This is a genomic window from Tsukamurella ocularis (assembly GCF_024807615.1).
GTDB lineage: Bacteria > Actinomycetota > Actinomycetes > Mycobacteriales > Mycobacteriaceae > Tsukamurella > Tsukamurella ocularis.
This window is the reverse complement of sequence record NZ_JANUCJ010000001.1, coordinates 1,139,562-1,154,906: the sequence shown is the minus strand read 5'-3', so window position 1 is coordinate 1,154,906 and position 15,345 is coordinate 1,139,562. Positions and strand designations below refer to the sequence as shown.

Below are 15,345 nucleotides of genomic sequence, written 5' to 3'. Positions count from 1 at the left end.
ACGGCGTCGATTCAGACGGCGGGCTGCTGCTGCGTGATGCAGTGGATGCCGCCGCCTCGGGCGAACAGGGGCCGCGCGTCGACGGTGACGATCTCGCGCCGCGGGTAAGCCGCGGCCAGGACCTCCACCGCCACGGCGTCGTTCGGGTCGTCGAAGGAGCAGGCCACCACTGCGTCGTTGATCACGACGTGGTTGATGTAGCTGTAGTCGACGAAGCCCTCGTCGTCGCGGAGCACCGTCGGGGCGGGGACGGACAGGACGTTCCACGAGCGGCCCGCGGCGTCGGTCGACGTCGCGAACGTCTCCCGCAGCTCGGAGCAGCGCGCGTGGTCGGGGTGCGACGGGTCGCGCTGGTCGTGCAGCAGGACCGTGCCCGGCGACGGGATGGTCGCCACGATGTCGACGTGGCCGCGGGTGCCGAAGGTGTCGGAGTCGCGGGCGAGCCCGAAGGGCAGCCAGACGGCGTGCGTCGCACCGATCGTGCGCGCCAGCTCCGTCTCCACCTGCGCCTTCGACGTGCCCGGATTGCGGCCCGGATCCAGCTGCACCGTGTCGGTGAGCAGGACGGTCCCGGCACCGTCGACGTTGATGCCTCCGCCCTCGTTCACCAGCTCGGACCCGATGTATTCCGCGCCGGCGAGGTCGGCGACGAACCGCCCGATCCGACTGTCCCGGTCCCACGTCGCCCAGGACTGGCCGCCCCAGCCGTTGAAGACCCAGTCGACGGCGCCGAGCCGGCCGGCCCCGTCGACGACGAAGGTCGGCCCGATGTCGCGCATCCAGGCGTCGTTCAGCGGCGCCTCCACGATCTCGACCTCGCCCGACAGGTACCGGTCGGCGGCCTCGCGCTCGGCGGGATCGACCACGACGGTGACGGGCTGGAAGTCGACGATCGCGTTCGCGACCGCCGCCCACGTGGCGCGGGCGGAGTGCTGCTCCTCGGTGGTGTCCCCGAGCGAGTAGCCGGCGGACGGGTAGGCCATCCAGGTGCGGGTCTGCGGCGCCGTCTCCGACGGCATGCGCCAGGTCACTTCGCACCCCCGAGCGGGCCGCTGACCTCGGCACCCTCGACCAGCACGCCGTAGGTGTCGGGGCGGCGGGTGGTGAGGAACGGGAAGAGTGTCAGCCAGTCGCGCCGCTGGTCCAGGTCGAGGTCGGCGACGAGCACGGCGGAGGCGTCGCGAGGCGCCTCGACCAGGATGCGGCCGTACGGGTCCGAGATGAAGGAGCTGCCGTAGAAGGTGATCGCGCCCTCATCGCCCCAGCGGTTGGGCACCACCATGAAGGTGCCGCTCGAGATGCCGTTGCCGACGATCACCTGCCGCCACAGCGGGGCGGTGTCGAAGTCGGGGTGGTCGGGTTCGGAGCCGATCGCCGTGGGGTAGGCGATGACGTCGGCGCCGCCCAGGGAGTAGGCGCGCGCGACCTCGGGGAACCACTCGTCCCAGCAGGTCGGGAGGCCGAAGCGAGCGCCACCGAGCTCCGCGGGCGTATGCACGGGGTAGGGCTCGGCGCCCTCGGCCTGCGCGGGGCCGCGCAGGAAGTAGGTGTCCTCGTAGTAGCCGGCCGTGACCGGGATGTGCAGCTTGCGGGTGCGGGCCAGCAGGTCGCCGGACGGCGAGACCATGATCGCGGTGTTGTAGCCCAGCGGCTCCGCGTCGGGGTGGCGCTCGTAGAGCGAGGCGTGCACCACCACGCCGTGCTCCCTGGCCGCGGCCGCGGCGAAGGCGAAGGTGGGTCCGGTGAGCAGATCCTCCGCGAGCCCGCTGGGCTGCACGCCACCCCGCTCGAACGCCGGGTAGCGCAGCAGCGTGATCTCGGAGAGGAAGACGACCTTCGCTCCGGCCCGGGCCGCCTGCCCGATGGCATCGGTGAGCTCCGCCGCGAGCAGGTGTGCGTCGTCGTGCCAGCGGTGTTGCACCAGCGCGACGCGCAGCGGCCCCCGGTCGGGTGCGTCCACGCGGGCGGGCGACGCCAGGATCTCCGGCGCGACGATGAGCTCCATCTCGGGTCCTCTTCCACTTATCGATAGGCTTTCGATAAACGATAGACCGAGGAGTCCGCCGCGACAAGGGCCAAATCGAAAGACTGTCGATTAAGCGCAGCGTCGGGTAGGTTCGTGCAGGTGAGCAGACGCGTCGGCCGGCCGAGCACCCCGCAACTCGACCGCGCCTCGATCGGCGCGGCGGCCCTGGAGCTCGTCGACCGCGAGGGCACCCTGAGCATGCCGGCGCTCGCCCGCCGCCTCGGTGTCCAGGTCTCGTCGCTGTATCACCACGTCGATGGGCGCGCGGGCGTCATCGGCCTGGTCCGCGACCTCGTGACCGCCGATATCGACGCGGCCTGCTTCGCGACCCAGCCCTGGGACACGGCGCTCGACACCTGGGCCCGCACGTATCGCACCGCCTTCGCCGCGCATCCGTCCGCGGTGCGACTGCTCGCCACCGAGACCATCGGCGGTCCGCAGAACCTGGCGATGTACGCGGCCGCGACCGCCGGCCTGCTGCGCGGGGGGTTCCCGGTCGAGCAGGTCATGGGCATCGTCGTCGGCGTGGAGAACTTCCTCCTGGGCGCGGCGCTCGACGTCTCCGCGCCCGAGGTCCCCATCGCCGTGAACGACGACGAGGCCGCGACCGACGATCTGCGCCGCGCGCTGGCGGCGGCACCGTCGGGCCCGGACCGCTCGCTGCAGGCCTTCGACCTGGGGCTCGCCGCGCTCATCGAGGGCCTGCGCGCGCTACTCGTCGCCGAGCAGCAGCGCCAGTAGGAGCTCGGCGCGCACCCGCGCCGACCTGAGGTCCACCCCGAGCAACTCCTCCGCGCGGGCGACTCGTGCCCGCGCCGTGTGCCGGTGCACCCCGAGCGCCGCGGCCGTCCCCTCCCACTGGCCGTGGTTCTCCAGGTACGACCGGAGTGCCTCGGCGAGGCCGTCGTGCGCGCGGAGCGGCTCGAGCAGAGCCCGGTCGAGCCGCGCGAGAGCGTCGCGGGTGCCGGGGTCGGTGAAGAGGGTGCGCCCGGCGAGCGCGGCGGCGTCGACGGTGCCGCCCCCCCGGCCGGGCCGCGCGACACGCGAGCTCCGCCGCGGTGACCGCCTCGGCCACCGCGCCCGGCGCGTGCGGCGCCCCGAGCCCGAGCTGCAACCGGCCGCGCTCACCCGGAGCGAGCCCCGCGACCAGGGTGTCGGCGAAGGCCAGGCCGTCGTCACCGCCGAGGAGTGCCACCACGCCGCCCGGGCCGGCCGCCTCGGAGACGAACACCGGCCGGCCCGCGTCGTGCAACGCCGCCCGCAGTGCGGCGACCACAACGTCCGCATCGCCGCCTCTGACCATGAACGCGCGGACCCCGGAAGGATCCGCGGCCTCGCCGACGAGCTGCGCCGCTTCGTCGAACTCGCCGCCCGCGGACAGGACGAGGCGCAGGGCCGCCGCATTCATCCGCCACTGCGCGAGTCGCAAGCGCAGCGGTCGCTCGAAGTCCAGCGCGAGCAGGGAGTTGGCATGGCCGATGAGCACGTGGTCCGCTGCCGACGGGTCGCGGGGCAGAACCACCCCGAGATGGCCGTGACCGCGGTCGCCCACGCGAATAGGCTGGGTCACGATGGTGCCGCGCACGGCGGTGCGTTCGGCCGCCGGCGCGGTCACGGGCCCCACCGCCGACGCCGCGACATGAGACCGAGCCTGAACGCCGACCTCGCGCGCGACGGCCGCGTCCACGTCCGCCGGGTGGGCCTGCACGACCCGCCCGCTACGGTCCAGGAGCAGCGCCGCGCCGCCGGAACCCATCGCCAGCTCGCGCAGCGTGGCCGACGGCCCGCCGGTCACCGCGGCGCGGGTCATGCGCTGCTGGGCGCGGCCCGCCGCCACCTGGGACCGGTTCGCGCGGCGCGCGATCTCGTCGATGACGGTGCGCGCGACGGCCACGAAGGGCGTGGGCAGGGGCACGTCCACGAGCGCGAGCCCGACCTCGTCCGCCGCCGCGACCAGCGCCGACGGCGCGCTGGCGCGGGAGACGCCGACGCCGAAGCCCAGGGCGGAGACGCCCCGGCCGATGAGCCGCCGCACGTAGTCACGACAGCCCTCGTCGCCGGGCGGGATCCCGATCCCGGTGGTGAGCAACATCTCGCCGCCGGTGAGCCACGGCGTGGGATCGGCCAGTTCCGTGGTGATGACGAAGGTGATCGGCACGTCGGTGGCGGCCGCGCCCGCGCGCAACCCGAGCCCGAGGTCGCGCTGCTCGAGGAGCCAGCGCACGGTGACCGCCATGCCACTCCAATCCGTCGAGTCGATACGACTAGTTTCGCCATTCTGGCAGATGCGCGATCCAGTGACCCAGCGCACAGTGAGAGGACTTCCCCGTCCCCCACCGAAAGGGCCGCGATGTCCGACCGCCTCCAGAACTTCATCGACGGCGCGTTCGTCGACTCGACGTCGTCCGCGTCGATCGACATCGTCGACCCGACCACCGAGACCGTCGTCGCGGTCTCGCCGGTCTCGACCGAGGAGGAGGTGGCCGCCGCGATCGCGGCGGCCGAGCGCGCCTTCCTCACCTGGGGCCGCACCACCCCGAGCGCGCGTCAGGCGGCGCTGCTCAAGCTCGCGGACGCCATCGAGGAGCACGCCGACGAGATCGTCGCCGCCCAGGTCCGCAACACCGGCCAGATCGCGGCCCTGGTCAAGTCCGAGGAGGTCCTGGTCTGCGCCGATCAGGTGCGCTTCTTCGCCGGCGCCGCCCGCTTGCTCGAGGGGCGCTCGGCCGGCGAGTACATGGAGGGCTTCACCTCGTACGTGCGGCGCGAGCCGATCGGCGTCGTCGGCCAGGTGACCCCGTGGAACTACCCGTTCATGATGGCGATCTGGAAGATCGCGCCCGCCCTCGCCGCGGGGAACACGCTGGTGCTCAAGCCCTCCGACACCACGCCCGAGTCGACGCTGGTGCTGGCGCGGATCGCACAGGGTATTTTCCCCGACGGCGTCCTCAACGTCGTGCTCGGCGACGGTGCCGTCGGCGCCCGGCTGGTCAACGACCCCGCGCTCGGGTTGGTCGCGATCACCGGCTCCGTCCGCGCAGGCATAGCCGTCGCGACCGCTGCCGCGACGGACCTCAAGCGAGCGCACTTGGAACTCGGCGGCAAGGCTCCCGCGGTGGTCTTCGGCGACGCCGACATCGCCCGCGCCGCCGAGGGCATCGCGCAGGCCGCGTTCTTCAACGCCGGCCAGGACTGCACCGCCGCGACCCGCGCGCTGGTGCACGAGTCCGTGTACGACGCCTTCGTGGCTGCCCTGGTCGCCCAGGCCCAGACCCTGCGGCCCGGTGCCCCCGACGATCCGGACGCCTTCTACGGGCCCCTCAACAACGTCCACCACTTCGGCCGCGTCATGGAGAAGCTGGCCGCGCTCCCCGCGCACGCGACGGTCGCGACGGGCGGGAAGCGCGTGGGCGAGACGGGCTTCTACGTCGAGCCCACAGTGATCACGGGCGTGCGGCAGGACGACGCGATCGTGCAGGAGGAGACCTTCGGCCCCATCATCACGGTGCAGCCCTTCGCCACCGAGGACGAGGCGGTCGCGCTCGCGAACGGCGTGCAGTACGGCCTCGCGTCCAGCGTGTGGACCACCGATCACGCCACCGCGAACCGGATGAGCATCCGGATCGACGCGGGCGCGGTCTGGATCAACTGCCACATCCCGCTCGTCGCGGAGATGCCGCACGGCGGATTCAAGCACTCGGGTTACGGCAAAGACCTGTCGGCGTACGGCCTGGAGGACTACACCCGAATCAAGCACGTCATGAGCAGCAACGACTGACCTCCCGATCCGGCCGACCACCGCCCGCCGAGAAAGGCACCCCGCGATGCAGAACCCCTCCCCCGCCGCCCACCCGCTCGACCCCCTCTCCGCCGACGAGATCCGTGCAGTCACCGCGCTGCTCGCCCGCGAGTACGGCGTGACCGCCGACTGGCGCTACGCCTCGATCGAGATGTTCGAGCCGAGCAAGGCCGAGATCACGGCCTTCGACACCGACGGGACGCCGTGCGAGCGCGTCGCCGTCGCGGTCCTCTTCGACCGCACCGCGAACCGCACCTACAAGGTCCGCCTCTCGCTGACCTCCGACACCGTCACCGCGTTCGACCACATCCCTGGCGTGCAGGCGAACGTCACCGTCGACGAGTGGGACGAGGCCGATCAGGCCCTGCGCGCGCACCCCGACGTCATCGCCGCGCTGGCCGCGCGCGGGCATACCGACATGTCGCTGGTCTTCATGGACACCTGGACCTACGGCGCGGTGCTGATCCCGGAGGAGTTCGCGGGGCGCCGGATCGGCTGGTCCGACACCTGGGTCCGGGCGTCCGACGGTGCCAACCCCTACGCCGGGCCCGTCAACGGCTTCCACTGCGTGATCGACCTGAACACCATGGAGCTGCTGCGCATCGAGGACACCTTCCGCGTGGACCGCCCGGAGATCATGGGCGAGTACGTGCCACGCATGCTGCCCAAGGAGATCCGCGAGGCGAGCACGCGCCCCGAGCGCAAGCCGCTCGAGATCACCCAGCCGGAGGGCCCCGGCTTCACCCTCGAGGGCAACAAGCTGACCTGGCAGAACTGGTCGCTGCGGGTGGGCTTCAACTACCGCGAGGGCATGACCCTGCACGCCATCACGTACAACGACAACGGGAACGTGCGCAAGATCGCGCACCGGCTCTCCTTCGCCGAGATGATGGTCCCGTACCGCGACCACTGCGAGGACCACTACCGGCGCACCGCCTTCGACATCGGCGAGTGGGGCCTCGGCTTCATGACCACCTCGCTCGCACTCGGCTGCGACTGCCTCGGCGAGATCCGGTACCTGGACGCCACGCTCCACGACAGCAAGGGCGAGCCCTACGACATCGCCAACGCGATCTGCATCCACGAGGAGGACAACGCCGTCCTCTGGAAGCACGTCGACCACCACGCCGGCGCCGAGGTCCGCCGCATGCGCCGCCTGACCGTCTCCTTCCACGTCACCGTCGCGAACTACGAGTACCTCACCTACTGGCGGTTCTACGAGGACGGCAACATCGAGTGCGAGGTGCGGGCCACCGGCATCATGGTGGTCAGCCACTTCCCCGAGGGCGGCTCGCACCCGCACGGCACCCTCGTCGACCAGCGCACCTACGCGCCCTTCCACCAGCACTTCATCGTCGCGCGCATGGACCTCGACGTGGACGGCGAGAACAACACCGTCTACCAGTCCGAGACGCGGATGGTGCCCACCGGACCCGACAATCCGTACGGGCTGTCGTTGCAGCAGGTGAACACGCCGCTGCGCACCGAATCCGAGGGCAAGCAGGACCCCCATTACCCGACGCAGCGCTCGTGGAAGGTGGTCAACGACAACGTGAAGACCGGCCTCGGCACGTCCCCGTCGTACAAACTGGTGGCCTCCGCGAACGTCCCCGCGATGTTCGACCCGGCCTCCCCCATCCTCGACCGCTGCCGCGCGATCGAGCACACGCTGTGGGTGACGCCCAACGACCGCGAGGAGCGCTGGCCCGCGGGCGAGTTCGTGAACCAGGGCGGCGGCGGCATGGGGCTGCCCGCGTGGACCGCGGCCGACCGGTCGATCGAGAACACCGACGTGGTGCTCTGGTACACCTTCGGCATCCACCACATCACCCGGCCCGAGGACTGGCCGATCATGCCGGCCGACACGGTGAGCTTCTGGCTCAAGCCCTTCGGCTTCTTCGACCGCAACCCGTCGATCGACGTGGCGCCCACCCCGGCGAAGTCCTCGTCCTGCTGTTCCACCGAGACCGACGGTGCCGCCGCCGGATCCGCCGGCTGTGAGGGAGAGAAATGAAGGTCTACGTCGCCTACCTCGCCACCGACGGCGGCCGCGACGCCGTCGCGCTCGGCGTGCAGCTCGCCCGTTCCCTGAACGCGGAACTCGCGCTCGGGATGGTGGTCCCGCCCGACCAGACCGGCGCCTTCGTCTCCGGCGACCTCGTGGACCAGGTCCTCACGGACCAGGCCGACGCGTGGCTGGCCCAGGCGCGCGAACTCGTGCCGAGCGACGTCGAGGTGTCCACGCACATCGGCGTGTACGACTCGATCGCGGAGGGCGTCATCGCCGAGGCGCAGCGCCTCGACGCGACGATCGTGGTCGTCGGCGCGACGGGCGGCGGCCTGCTGGGGCGGCACTCGCTCGGGCCGGTGGTCAACGACCTCATCCACTCCGCACCGGTCGCCGTCGCACTGGCGCCGCGCGGACAGCGGCACAGCAAGGCGGAGCGGGTGCGGTCGGTGACCTGCGCCGTCGGCGCGCGCCCCGGCGCCGAGGAACTGCTCGACGCCGCCATCGCGGGCGCCGAGCGCGCGGGCGTGCCGTTGCGGCTCGTCTCGCTCATCGCCGTCGATCTCATGCCCGGCGTGCACCAGGCCGACCAGGAGGCTCTCGAGAAGGCGCGCAGCCATTCGGCCGCCGTGCTCGACGATGCCCGGAACCGCCTGCCCGCCACCGCCGACGTGGAGTCGGTGGTGGTGCTCGGCGATACCGTCGAGGACGCCGTCAACAGCCTCGACTGGCACGCCGGCGACCTGATCATGGTGGGCTCGAGCCGCCTCGCCGCGCCGCGGCACCTGTTCCTCGGCTCCACCGCTGCCAAGATGCTCCGCGTCCTCGACGTCCCGATGGTCGTCGTGCCCCGGGCCGGGATCGCATGACCGCCGGCACGGGCCGCGAGGACCCCGGGGACGCGGCCGGCGAGGTACGCACCGCCGTCGGCGCCGACATCGTGGACAAGGGCCTCGCCCAGGGCCGCATCGGCACTCTCGCGGGCGCCGTGCTCGGCATCTCGACGGTGGCGCCCGGTTACACGCTCACGGCCAGCATCGGGCTGATCGTCGCCTCGGTGGGGCTGAAGATGCCCGCGATCTTCATCGCCGGCTTCATCCCGATGTTCCTCACCGCGTACGCCTACCGCGAGCTCAACTCGCGGGTGCCGGACTGCGGGGCCTCGTTCACGTGGTCCACCAAGGCCTTCGGTCCCTACGTGGGCTGGATGTGCGGGTGGGGCATGGTGCTGGCCACCATCATCGTGCTGTCGAACCTGGCGGCGATCGCCGTCGACTACTTCTACCTGTTCCTCGCGCAGGTGATGGGCAACGACTCCCTCGCGGACCTGGCGTCCAACAAGGCCGTCAACATCGCGACCACGCTGGTGTTCATCGTGATCGCCACCTACATCTCTGGCCGCGGCGTCACGACCAGCGCCAAGGTGCAGTACGCGCTCGTCGGCTTCCAGATGGTGGTCCTAGTGGCCTTCGCGGTCACGGCGATCGTGCGGTCCGGTGGGGTGCCCACCGGGTTGTCGTTCTCGCTCGACTGGTTCAACCCGTTCACCGGCATCACGATCGCCGCCTTCGTGGTCGGCCTCACCGGATCGATCTTCGCCTTCTGGGGCTGGGACACGTGCCTCACCCTGGGCGAGGAGTCGAAGGACCCGAAGAAGGTCCCCGGCCGCGCCGGGCTGCTCGCGGTGGTCTCGATCCTCATCACCTACCTGCTGGTGGCCATCGCCGTGATGATGTACGCGGGCGTCGGGACCGAGGGCGTGGGGCTCGGCAATCCGGACAACTCCGAGAACGTCTTCCGGCCGCTGGCCAACCCCGTGCTCGGCGACTTCGGCGGCCTCATGCTGTTCCTGGCGATCTTCGCCTCGTCGATCGCCAGCCTGCAGACGACCTTCCTGCCCGCGGCCCGGACCATGCTCGCGATGGGCTCCTACGGCGCCTTCCCCGCGAAGCTGGCCACGATCCACCCGCGGTACCTCGTCCCCACCTACGCGACGGTGGTCTCGGGCATCGTCACGGGCGTCTTCTACGCCGTGGTGAAGCTCCTCTCCGACCGCGCCCTGCTGGACACGATCGCCGCGCTGGGCATCATGATCTGTTGGTACTACGGGATCACGGCCTTCGCGTGCGTGTGGTTCTTCCGCCGCGAGCTCTTCACCGGCCCGCACAACATCGTCTTCAAGTTCCTGTTCCCGCTGATCGGCGGCACGATCCTCGCGGTCGTCTTCATGATCTCGGTGCAGGAGAGTCTGAATCCCGAGAACGGCAGCGGCTCCTCGCTGTTCGGGATCGGGCTCGTCTTCTACATCGGGTTCGGCCTGCTCCTGCTAGGCGCCGTCCTCATGCTCGTCCGGCGGGCGACCCACCCCGCCTTCTTCCGCGGCGAGACCCTCCGCCGCACCATCGCCCCCGTCGACGTCGACAAGGAGACCCTCCCATGACCGCAACGACCCCCTCGATCACCTACCGCCTGCCCCAGGTCCGCAACCTCGTGACCGCCCTCCCGGGGCCAGAGTCGGCGCGCCTCACCGAGCGCCGACGATCCGCCGTCGCCGGCGGCGTCGGCTCGTCGGTGCCCGTGTACGCCGCGGACGCCGACGGCGGCGTCATCGTGGACGTCGACGGCAACTCGCTCATCGACCTGGGTTCTGGCATCGCCGTGACCAGCGTCGGCGCCTCTGACCCGCGGGTCGCGGAAGCCGTTGCGACGCAGGCTCAGCACTTCACCCACACCTGCTTCATGGTGACGCCCTACGAGGGCTACGTCGCCGTCGCCGAGCGGCTCAACGCCCTGACGCCCGGCGACCACGACAAGCGCACCGTCCTGTTCAACTCGGGCGCGGAGGCCGTGGAGAACGCGATCAAGGTCGCGCGCCTGACCACCGGCCGCGACGCCGTCGTCGCCTTCGACCACGCCTACCACGGCCGCACCAACCTGACGATGGCGCTGACCGCGAAGACCATGCCGTACAAGAAGGACTTCGGCCCCTTCGCGCCCGAGGTCTACCGGATGCCGATGTCCTACCCGTACCGGGACGCCGCCGCCGGCCTCGACGCCGACGGCAAGGCCGCAGCGGCCCGCGCGATCAGCCAGATCGAGAAGCAGATCGGCGGCGACGCGGTGGCCGCGGTCATCATCGAGCCGATCCAGGGCGAGGGCGGCTTCATCGTGCCCGCCCCCGGCTTCCTGCCCGCGCTCGCGGCCTGGGCGAAGGAGAACGGCGTGGTCTTCATCGCCGACGAGGTGCAGACCGGCTTCGCCCGCACCGGCGCCTGGTTCGCCTGCGAGGACGAGGGTGTCGTGCCCGACATCATCACCATGGCCAAGGGCATCGCGGGCGGCATGCCGCTGTCCGCGATCACCGGGCGCGCCGATCTGCTCGACGCCGTGCATGCGGGCGGTCTCGGCGGCACCTACGGCGGCAACCCCGTCGCGTGCGCCGCGGCGCTCGCCGCGCTGGACACCATGGAGGACCTCCAGCTGCCGGCGCGCGCCCGCGCCATCGGCGAGCGGGCCGGTGCCCGGCTGCGGGCCCTCGCAGACGAGGTCGGCGTGATCGGCGACGTCCGCGGCCGCGGCGCGATGATCGCGATCGAACTGATCCATCCCGGGACCTCGGAGCCCGATCCCGACCTGACGAAGGCCATCGCGGCCAAGGCCCTCGCCGCTGGCGTCGTCATCCTCACCTGCGGCACCTACGGCAACGTCATCCGCCTCCTGCCCCCACTGGTGATCGGCGACGACCTGCTCGACGACGCCCTCACCGTGCTGGAGACGGCGATCCGCGAGGCCTCCGCGTGAACTCCACCGACCTACTGAACTCCGTCCCGACCGGCCTGTGGCTGAACGGCTCGTCCACCCACAGCGAGTCCGGCCGCACCTTCGACGTGATCAACCCCGGGACCGGCCAGGTCCTCGCGTCCGTCGCGAACGCGACGCCCGCCGACGCAACGGCCGCCCTGGACGCGGCGAGCACCGTCGCCGACGAGTGGGCCGCCACCGCGCCCCGCGTGCGCGCCGAGATCCTGCGCGCCGCATTCGAGGCGGTCGCCGCCCGCACCGACGACTTCGCGCTGCTCATGACGCTGGAGATGGGCAAGATCCTGCCCGAGAGCCGCGGCGAGGTGGCCTACGGCGCCGAGTTCCTTCGGTGGTTCTCCGAGGAGGCCGTGCGCATCGGCGGCCGCACCGCGACCGCGCCCGCCGGCACCGGCGAGATCGCCGTCGTCAAAGAGCCCGTCGGGCCGTGCCTGGCGATCACGCCGTGGAACTTCCCCCTCGCCATGGGCACCCGCAAGATCGGGCCCGCCCTCGCCGCCGGCTGCACCGTGATCGTCAAACCTGCCGAGGACACCCCCCTGACCATGCTGCTGCTCGCGCAGGTCTTCGCCGAGGTGGGCCTACCGCCGGGCGTCCTGTCGGTGCTGCCCACGCTGGACGCGCCCACCGTCGTGGGCGGGCTCATGGACGATCCCCGGCTGCGGAAGGTCTCCTTCACCGGCTCCACCGGCGTCGGCAAGATCCTCCTCGCGCAAGCGGCGAACAACGTGCTCCGCACCTCCATGGAGCTCGGCGGCAGCGCCCCGTTCGTCGTCTTCGACGACGCCGACATCGACAAAGCCGTTGACGGCGCCATGCTCGCCAAGATGCGCAACGGCGGCGAGGCCTGCACCGCCGCCAACCGCATCCTCGTGCAGAACGGCATCCGCGAGGCCTTCACCGCGAAGCTCACCGAGCGCGTCGCGGCGATGCGGGTCGGCCCGGGCTGGGAGGCGGATTCCGCGATCGGCCCCATCATCAACGCCAAGCAGCGCGACTCCATCACCGCGCTCGTGGACGAGGCCGTCGCCGCCGGCGCGACCGTCCGCACGGGCGGCAAGCAGGTCGACGGTGCCGGGTTCTTCTACCAGCCCACCGTCATCGACGGCCTGCCCGACGGTGCCCGCATCCGTCGCGACGAGATCTTCGGCCCGGTCGCCGCGATCGTCGGCTTCGACACCGAGGAGCAGGGAGTGGCGATGGCCAACGACACCGAGTACGGGCTGGCCGCGTACTTCTTCACGGAGAACATCGGGCGGGCGCAGCGCGTCGCGCGACGGCTGCAGGCCGGCATGGTCGGCGTGAACCGCGGCGTCATCTCCGACCCGGCCGCCCCGTTCGGCGGGATCAAGCAGTCGGGGCTCGGCTCCGAGGGGGGCAGCGAAGGGATCGAGGAGTACCTCACCACGAAGTACATCGCCCTCCCCGCATCCTGACCGGACTGCGTCGACGGCTCGCCGCCGCACACGTGTTCATGCCCTCATCGGGACTCCGCCTGTGACAGGCTGCCAGCGAATCAAGGAACGGGAGCAGAGCCACAAGCGCTTCTACCTCACGCTGCAAGCGGCGACCGCGGGCGTGGGCATCCCGACCGTCCCCCGGGCGATGGTCTGCGAAGACCTCCACACCGGCAGCGAGGAGCCGAGGCGCCGGACGCCCGCGGCGGACACGCTCGCCCGGCTCCGACTCACCCGAAGACCTGTCGATAGGTGCGTAAAACGCACTGATAGTGTGCATAATTCTCGCTTTACCTGCAGTTATTGGAAGGCGATCATTGCAGAGTGTGCACGAGCAGAAGAACAATGGAGACACCCGACATCCTCGTCGTCGCGGACGACCTCACGTCCGCGGCGGACGGTGTGGCGCCGTTCGGCGCGCGCGGTCTCCCGGCGCAGATCCGGCTGGGAACCGCCGCGTTGTCGAGCGTCGACGCACAGGTCGTGGGAATCGACATCGGCACCCGACGCATGGCGCCGGGGCCAGCATCCGACGCCGTCAAGGAGGCGATGACCTCCTCGTCCGCGACGACCATCGTCAAGACGATCGACTCCGCTCTGCGCGGCAACGTGGCCACAGAGATCGCTGCGGCACAGGAGGCGACCGGACGCCCACTCACGATCGTGGCCCCCGCCTTTCCCGCCGAGGGACGGACGACGGTCGGCGGCGTTCAACAGGTGAATGGGATACCCGTCGCGCTCACCGCGTTCGGGTCGGATCGGACACATCCCGTGCGCGAGTCCCGCCTCTCCCAGCTGCTCGCGGGCTCGTATTCGGCCCCCGACGACCTCGATACCGCGACCGGCATCGTCATCGCCGACGCGAGCACCGACCAGGATCTCGACGACCTCGTGGCACGGGTCCATGACTTCTCGCGCGTCCTCTGGGTGGGATCGCCCGGCCTGTGCAGTGCCCTCGCGCGCCGCAACGCGGCCTCGCTACCGGACGGGCAGATGCAGGGCGGCCCTGTGCTCGTCGTCGTCGGCAGCGAACATCCTGCGAGCGCAGCGCAGCTCACCCATGTCAATGCCATCGCGACGGCGATCGATCTCGCCGGTGTACCTGTGAGTGCCGCGCGCGGCGCCGTCCTGGAGGGACTCCGCGCCGGTGGCATCGTCACCCTCACTGACACCTCATCCGAACAGTCGGCCGATCAGGTCCGCAATCGGATCTCCTCCGTCGCAGGCGTCTCCAGCCGGGTCACCGGCCGCGTGGGCCTCATCGCGACGGGCGGGGACACCGCTCGATCAGTGCTGGACGCCTGCGGCATCACCGCACTGACCGTGCGGTCCGAGCCCGCGCCCGGTGTCGTCGCAGGGACCGATACCGCCGATCCGCGTCGCACCGTCGTCATCAAAGCGGGGAGCTTCGGCGGACCGAACCTGCTCAAAGATCTCGCGCGCGGCCTCCACGCCGGTTCGTGGTGAGTCAAGCGATCGAACGCCACGGGGCCTGTTGGGTGACCGTCGCGTGCAGCGCGACGCGGTCGGGCTCGCGGTCCTGCGTGACGAGGGATCGGTAGGCTTCGACGCGTGCTGCGATGGCAAAAGTTTCTCTGGGCCCTGACGCTCGCCGTCGTCGTGGCTCTCGCCACCGTCGGCTCCGTCGGCTACCTCCTGTTCGGTAGAGACAGCGGAGATCCGCTGCGCAAGGTGGACGCGATCATCGTGCTCGGCGGGGAGCACGATGGCCGCGAAAGATACGGCGTCCGACTCGCCCAGGAGGGGTGGTCGAAAAACGTCGTCCTGTCCAACCCGTACGGTCACGCCGACCGAACGATGCAGGAGCTGTGCGGCACTCGCATCGGCGAGGTCACCGTGACCTGCGAGGTGCCCGTGCCGAGCACCACCCGCGGTGAAGCGATCTTCACCGAACGCCTCGCCCGGCAGAACGGCTGGAGTTCGGTGATGGTGGTCAGCTGGAGCTATCACCTGACTCGCTCGCGCTACATCTACAGCAACTGCTTCTCCGGCGATACCGTCATGCGGGCGGTGCCCCGCGAGTACAACTACGGACCCGCCGACTGGGAGCTGATCTACCTCTACCAGTTCGTGGGCACGGCGAAGGCCGTGATCCAAGGCGGCTGCGGCTAGGGCCATCGCGCCGGTTCCGCTTCCTCCGAGAGCGCTCGGGCGTTAAGGTTGCGTCAAGATCGTGCGTAAGAGGTGAAAGGCCGGTACGGATATGTCAGAGGAT

Annotated in this window: 12 protein-coding genes and 1 pseudogene; 9 read left to right on the top strand and 4 right to left on the bottom strand. The window is 70.9% G+C overall.

Annotation, left to right across the window (positions count from 1 at the left end; all coding sequences use genetic code 11):
• Nucleotides 1–11 precede the first annotated feature (11 nt).
• Both HNP44_RS05680 and HNP44_RS05675 read right to left on the bottom strand, forming a co-directional pair.
• Nucleotides 12–1,031, bottom strand: coding sequence for an agmatine deiminase family protein (locus HNP44_RS05680; RefSeq protein WP_259142180.1), 1,020 nt, complete (start codon nt 1,029–1,031; stop codon nt 12–14).
• The gene (locus tag HNP44_RS05675; protein WP_259142181.1) at nt 1,028–2,005 is read right to left on the bottom strand and encodes a nitrilase-related carbon-nitrogen hydrolase; all 978 of its coding nucleotides are present in this window, start codon (nt 2,003–2,005) and stop codon (nt 1,028–1,030) included. The genes HNP44_RS05680 and HNP44_RS05675 overlap by 4 nt, the downstream gene beginning before the upstream one ends.
• A 120-nt stretch (nt 2,006–2,125) precedes the next feature.
• Here HNP44_RS05675 and HNP44_RS05670 point away from each other — a divergent pair, with 120 nt between their 5' ends.
• Complete coding sequence (locus HNP44_RS05670) at nt 2,126–2,767, top strand: TetR/AcrR family transcriptional regulator C-terminal domain-containing protein (protein WP_259142182.1); 642 nt, start codon at nt 2,126–2,128, stop codon at nt 2,765–2,767.
• On the opposite strand, the gene HNP44_RS05665 is transcribed toward HNP44_RS05670, so the two are convergent.
• Together HNP44_RS05665 and HNP44_RS05660 are read right to left on the bottom strand one after the other, a co-directional pair.
• A complete protein-coding gene (locus HNP44_RS05665) occupies nt 2,738–3,313 on the bottom strand; it encodes a helix-turn-helix domain-containing protein (protein ID WP_259142259.1) in 576 nt (191 codons plus the stop codon). The genes HNP44_RS05670 and HNP44_RS05665 overlap by 30 nt on opposite strands.
• Before the next feature lie 586 nt (nt 3,314–3,899).
• A pseudogene (locus HNP44_RS05660) lies at nt 3,900–4,262 on the bottom strand (PucR family transcriptional regulator ligand-binding domain-containing protein); the annotation flags it as partial.
• A gap of 114 nt (nt 4,263–4,376) precedes the next feature.
• On the opposite strand from HNP44_RS05660, the gene HNP44_RS05655 reads away from it, so the two are divergent.
• From HNP44_RS05655 to HNP44_RS05620, 8 genes are all read left to right on the top strand, one after another.
• The gene (locus tag HNP44_RS05655; protein WP_259142183.1) at nt 4,377–5,804 is read left to right on the top strand and encodes an aminobutyraldehyde dehydrogenase; all 1,428 of its coding nucleotides are present in this window, start codon (nt 4,377–4,379) and stop codon (nt 5,802–5,804) included.
• 46 nt (nt 5,805–5,850) lie between these two features.
• Nucleotides 5,851–7,839, top strand: a complete 1,989-nt coding sequence (locus tag HNP44_RS05650) for a primary-amine oxidase (protein ID WP_259142184.1) — start codon at nt 5,851–5,853, stop codon at nt 7,837–7,839.
• Nucleotides 7,836–8,702, top strand: a complete 867-nt coding sequence (locus HNP44_RS05645) for a universal stress protein (protein WP_259142185.1) — start codon at nt 7,836–7,838, stop codon at nt 8,700–8,702. The genes HNP44_RS05650 and HNP44_RS05645 overlap by 4 nt, the downstream gene beginning before the upstream one ends.
• Complete coding sequence (locus HNP44_RS05640; protein ID WP_259142187.1) at nt 8,699–10,273, top strand: APC family permease; 1,575 nt, start codon at nt 8,699–8,701, stop codon at nt 10,271–10,273. Before HNP44_RS05645 ends, HNP44_RS05640 begins: the two co-directional genes overlap by 4 nt.
• Nucleotides 10,270–11,634: a 4-aminobutyrate--2-oxoglutarate transaminase gene (gabT, locus tag HNP44_RS05635; protein ID WP_259142189.1), complete on the top strand. Its 1,365-nt coding sequence runs from the start codon at nt 10,270–10,272 to the stop codon at nt 11,632–11,634. Before HNP44_RS05640 ends, gabT begins: the two co-directional genes overlap by 4 nt.
• Nucleotides 11,631–13,088: an NAD-dependent succinate-semialdehyde dehydrogenase gene (locus HNP44_RS05630; protein WP_259142190.1), complete on the top strand. Its 1,458-nt coding sequence runs from the start codon at nt 11,631–11,633 to the stop codon at nt 13,086–13,088. The genes gabT and HNP44_RS05630 overlap by 4 nt, the downstream gene beginning before the upstream one ends.
• A 366-nt stretch (nt 13,089–13,454) precedes the next feature.
• On the top strand, nt 13,455–14,576 hold the full coding sequence (locus tag HNP44_RS05625; RefSeq protein WP_259142192.1) for a four-carbon acid sugar kinase family protein: 1,122 nt from the start codon (nt 13,455–13,457) through the stop codon (nt 14,574–14,576).
• Between the two features lie 105 nt (nt 14,577–14,681).
• A complete protein-coding gene (locus HNP44_RS05620; protein WP_259142193.1) occupies nt 14,682–15,242 on the top strand; it encodes a YdcF family protein in 561 nt (186 codons plus the stop codon).
• Nucleotides 15,243–15,345 lie beyond the last annotated feature (103 nt).

What these genes read in the sequence shown, in the direction of transcription:
- HNP44_RS05675 (WP_259142181.1), bottom strand. Translation starts at nt 2,005, where the DNA reads ATGGAGCTCATCGTCGCGCCGGAGATCCTGGCGTCGCCCGCCCGCGTG.
- HNP44_RS05665 (WP_259142259.1), bottom strand. Translation starts at nt 3,313, where the DNA reads ATGCGGACGTTGTGGTCGCCGCACTGCGGGCGGCGTTGCACGACGCGG.
- HNP44_RS05655 (WP_259142183.1), top strand. Translation starts at nt 4,377, where the DNA reads ATGTCCGACCGCCTCCAGAACTTCATCGACGGCGCGTTCGTCGACTCG.
- HNP44_RS05650 (WP_259142184.1), top strand. Translation starts at nt 5,851, where the DNA reads ATGCAGAACCCCTCCCCCGCCGCCCACCCGCTCGACCCCCTCTCCGCC.
- HNP44_RS05645 (WP_259142185.1), top strand. Translation starts at nt 7,836, where the DNA reads ATGAAGGTCTACGTCGCCTACCTCGCCACCGACGGCGGCCGCGACGCC.
- HNP44_RS05640 (WP_259142187.1), top strand. Translation starts at nt 8,699, where the DNA reads ATGACCGCCGGCACGGGCCGCGAGGACCCCGGGGACGCGGCCGGCGAG.
- gabT (WP_259142189.1), top strand. Translation starts at nt 10,270, where the DNA reads ATGACCGCAACGACCCCCTCGATCACCTACCGCCTGCCCCAGGTCCGC.
- HNP44_RS05625 (WP_259142192.1), top strand. Translation starts at nt 13,455, where the DNA reads ATGGAGACACCCGACATCCTCGTCGTCGCGGACGACCTCACGTCCGCG.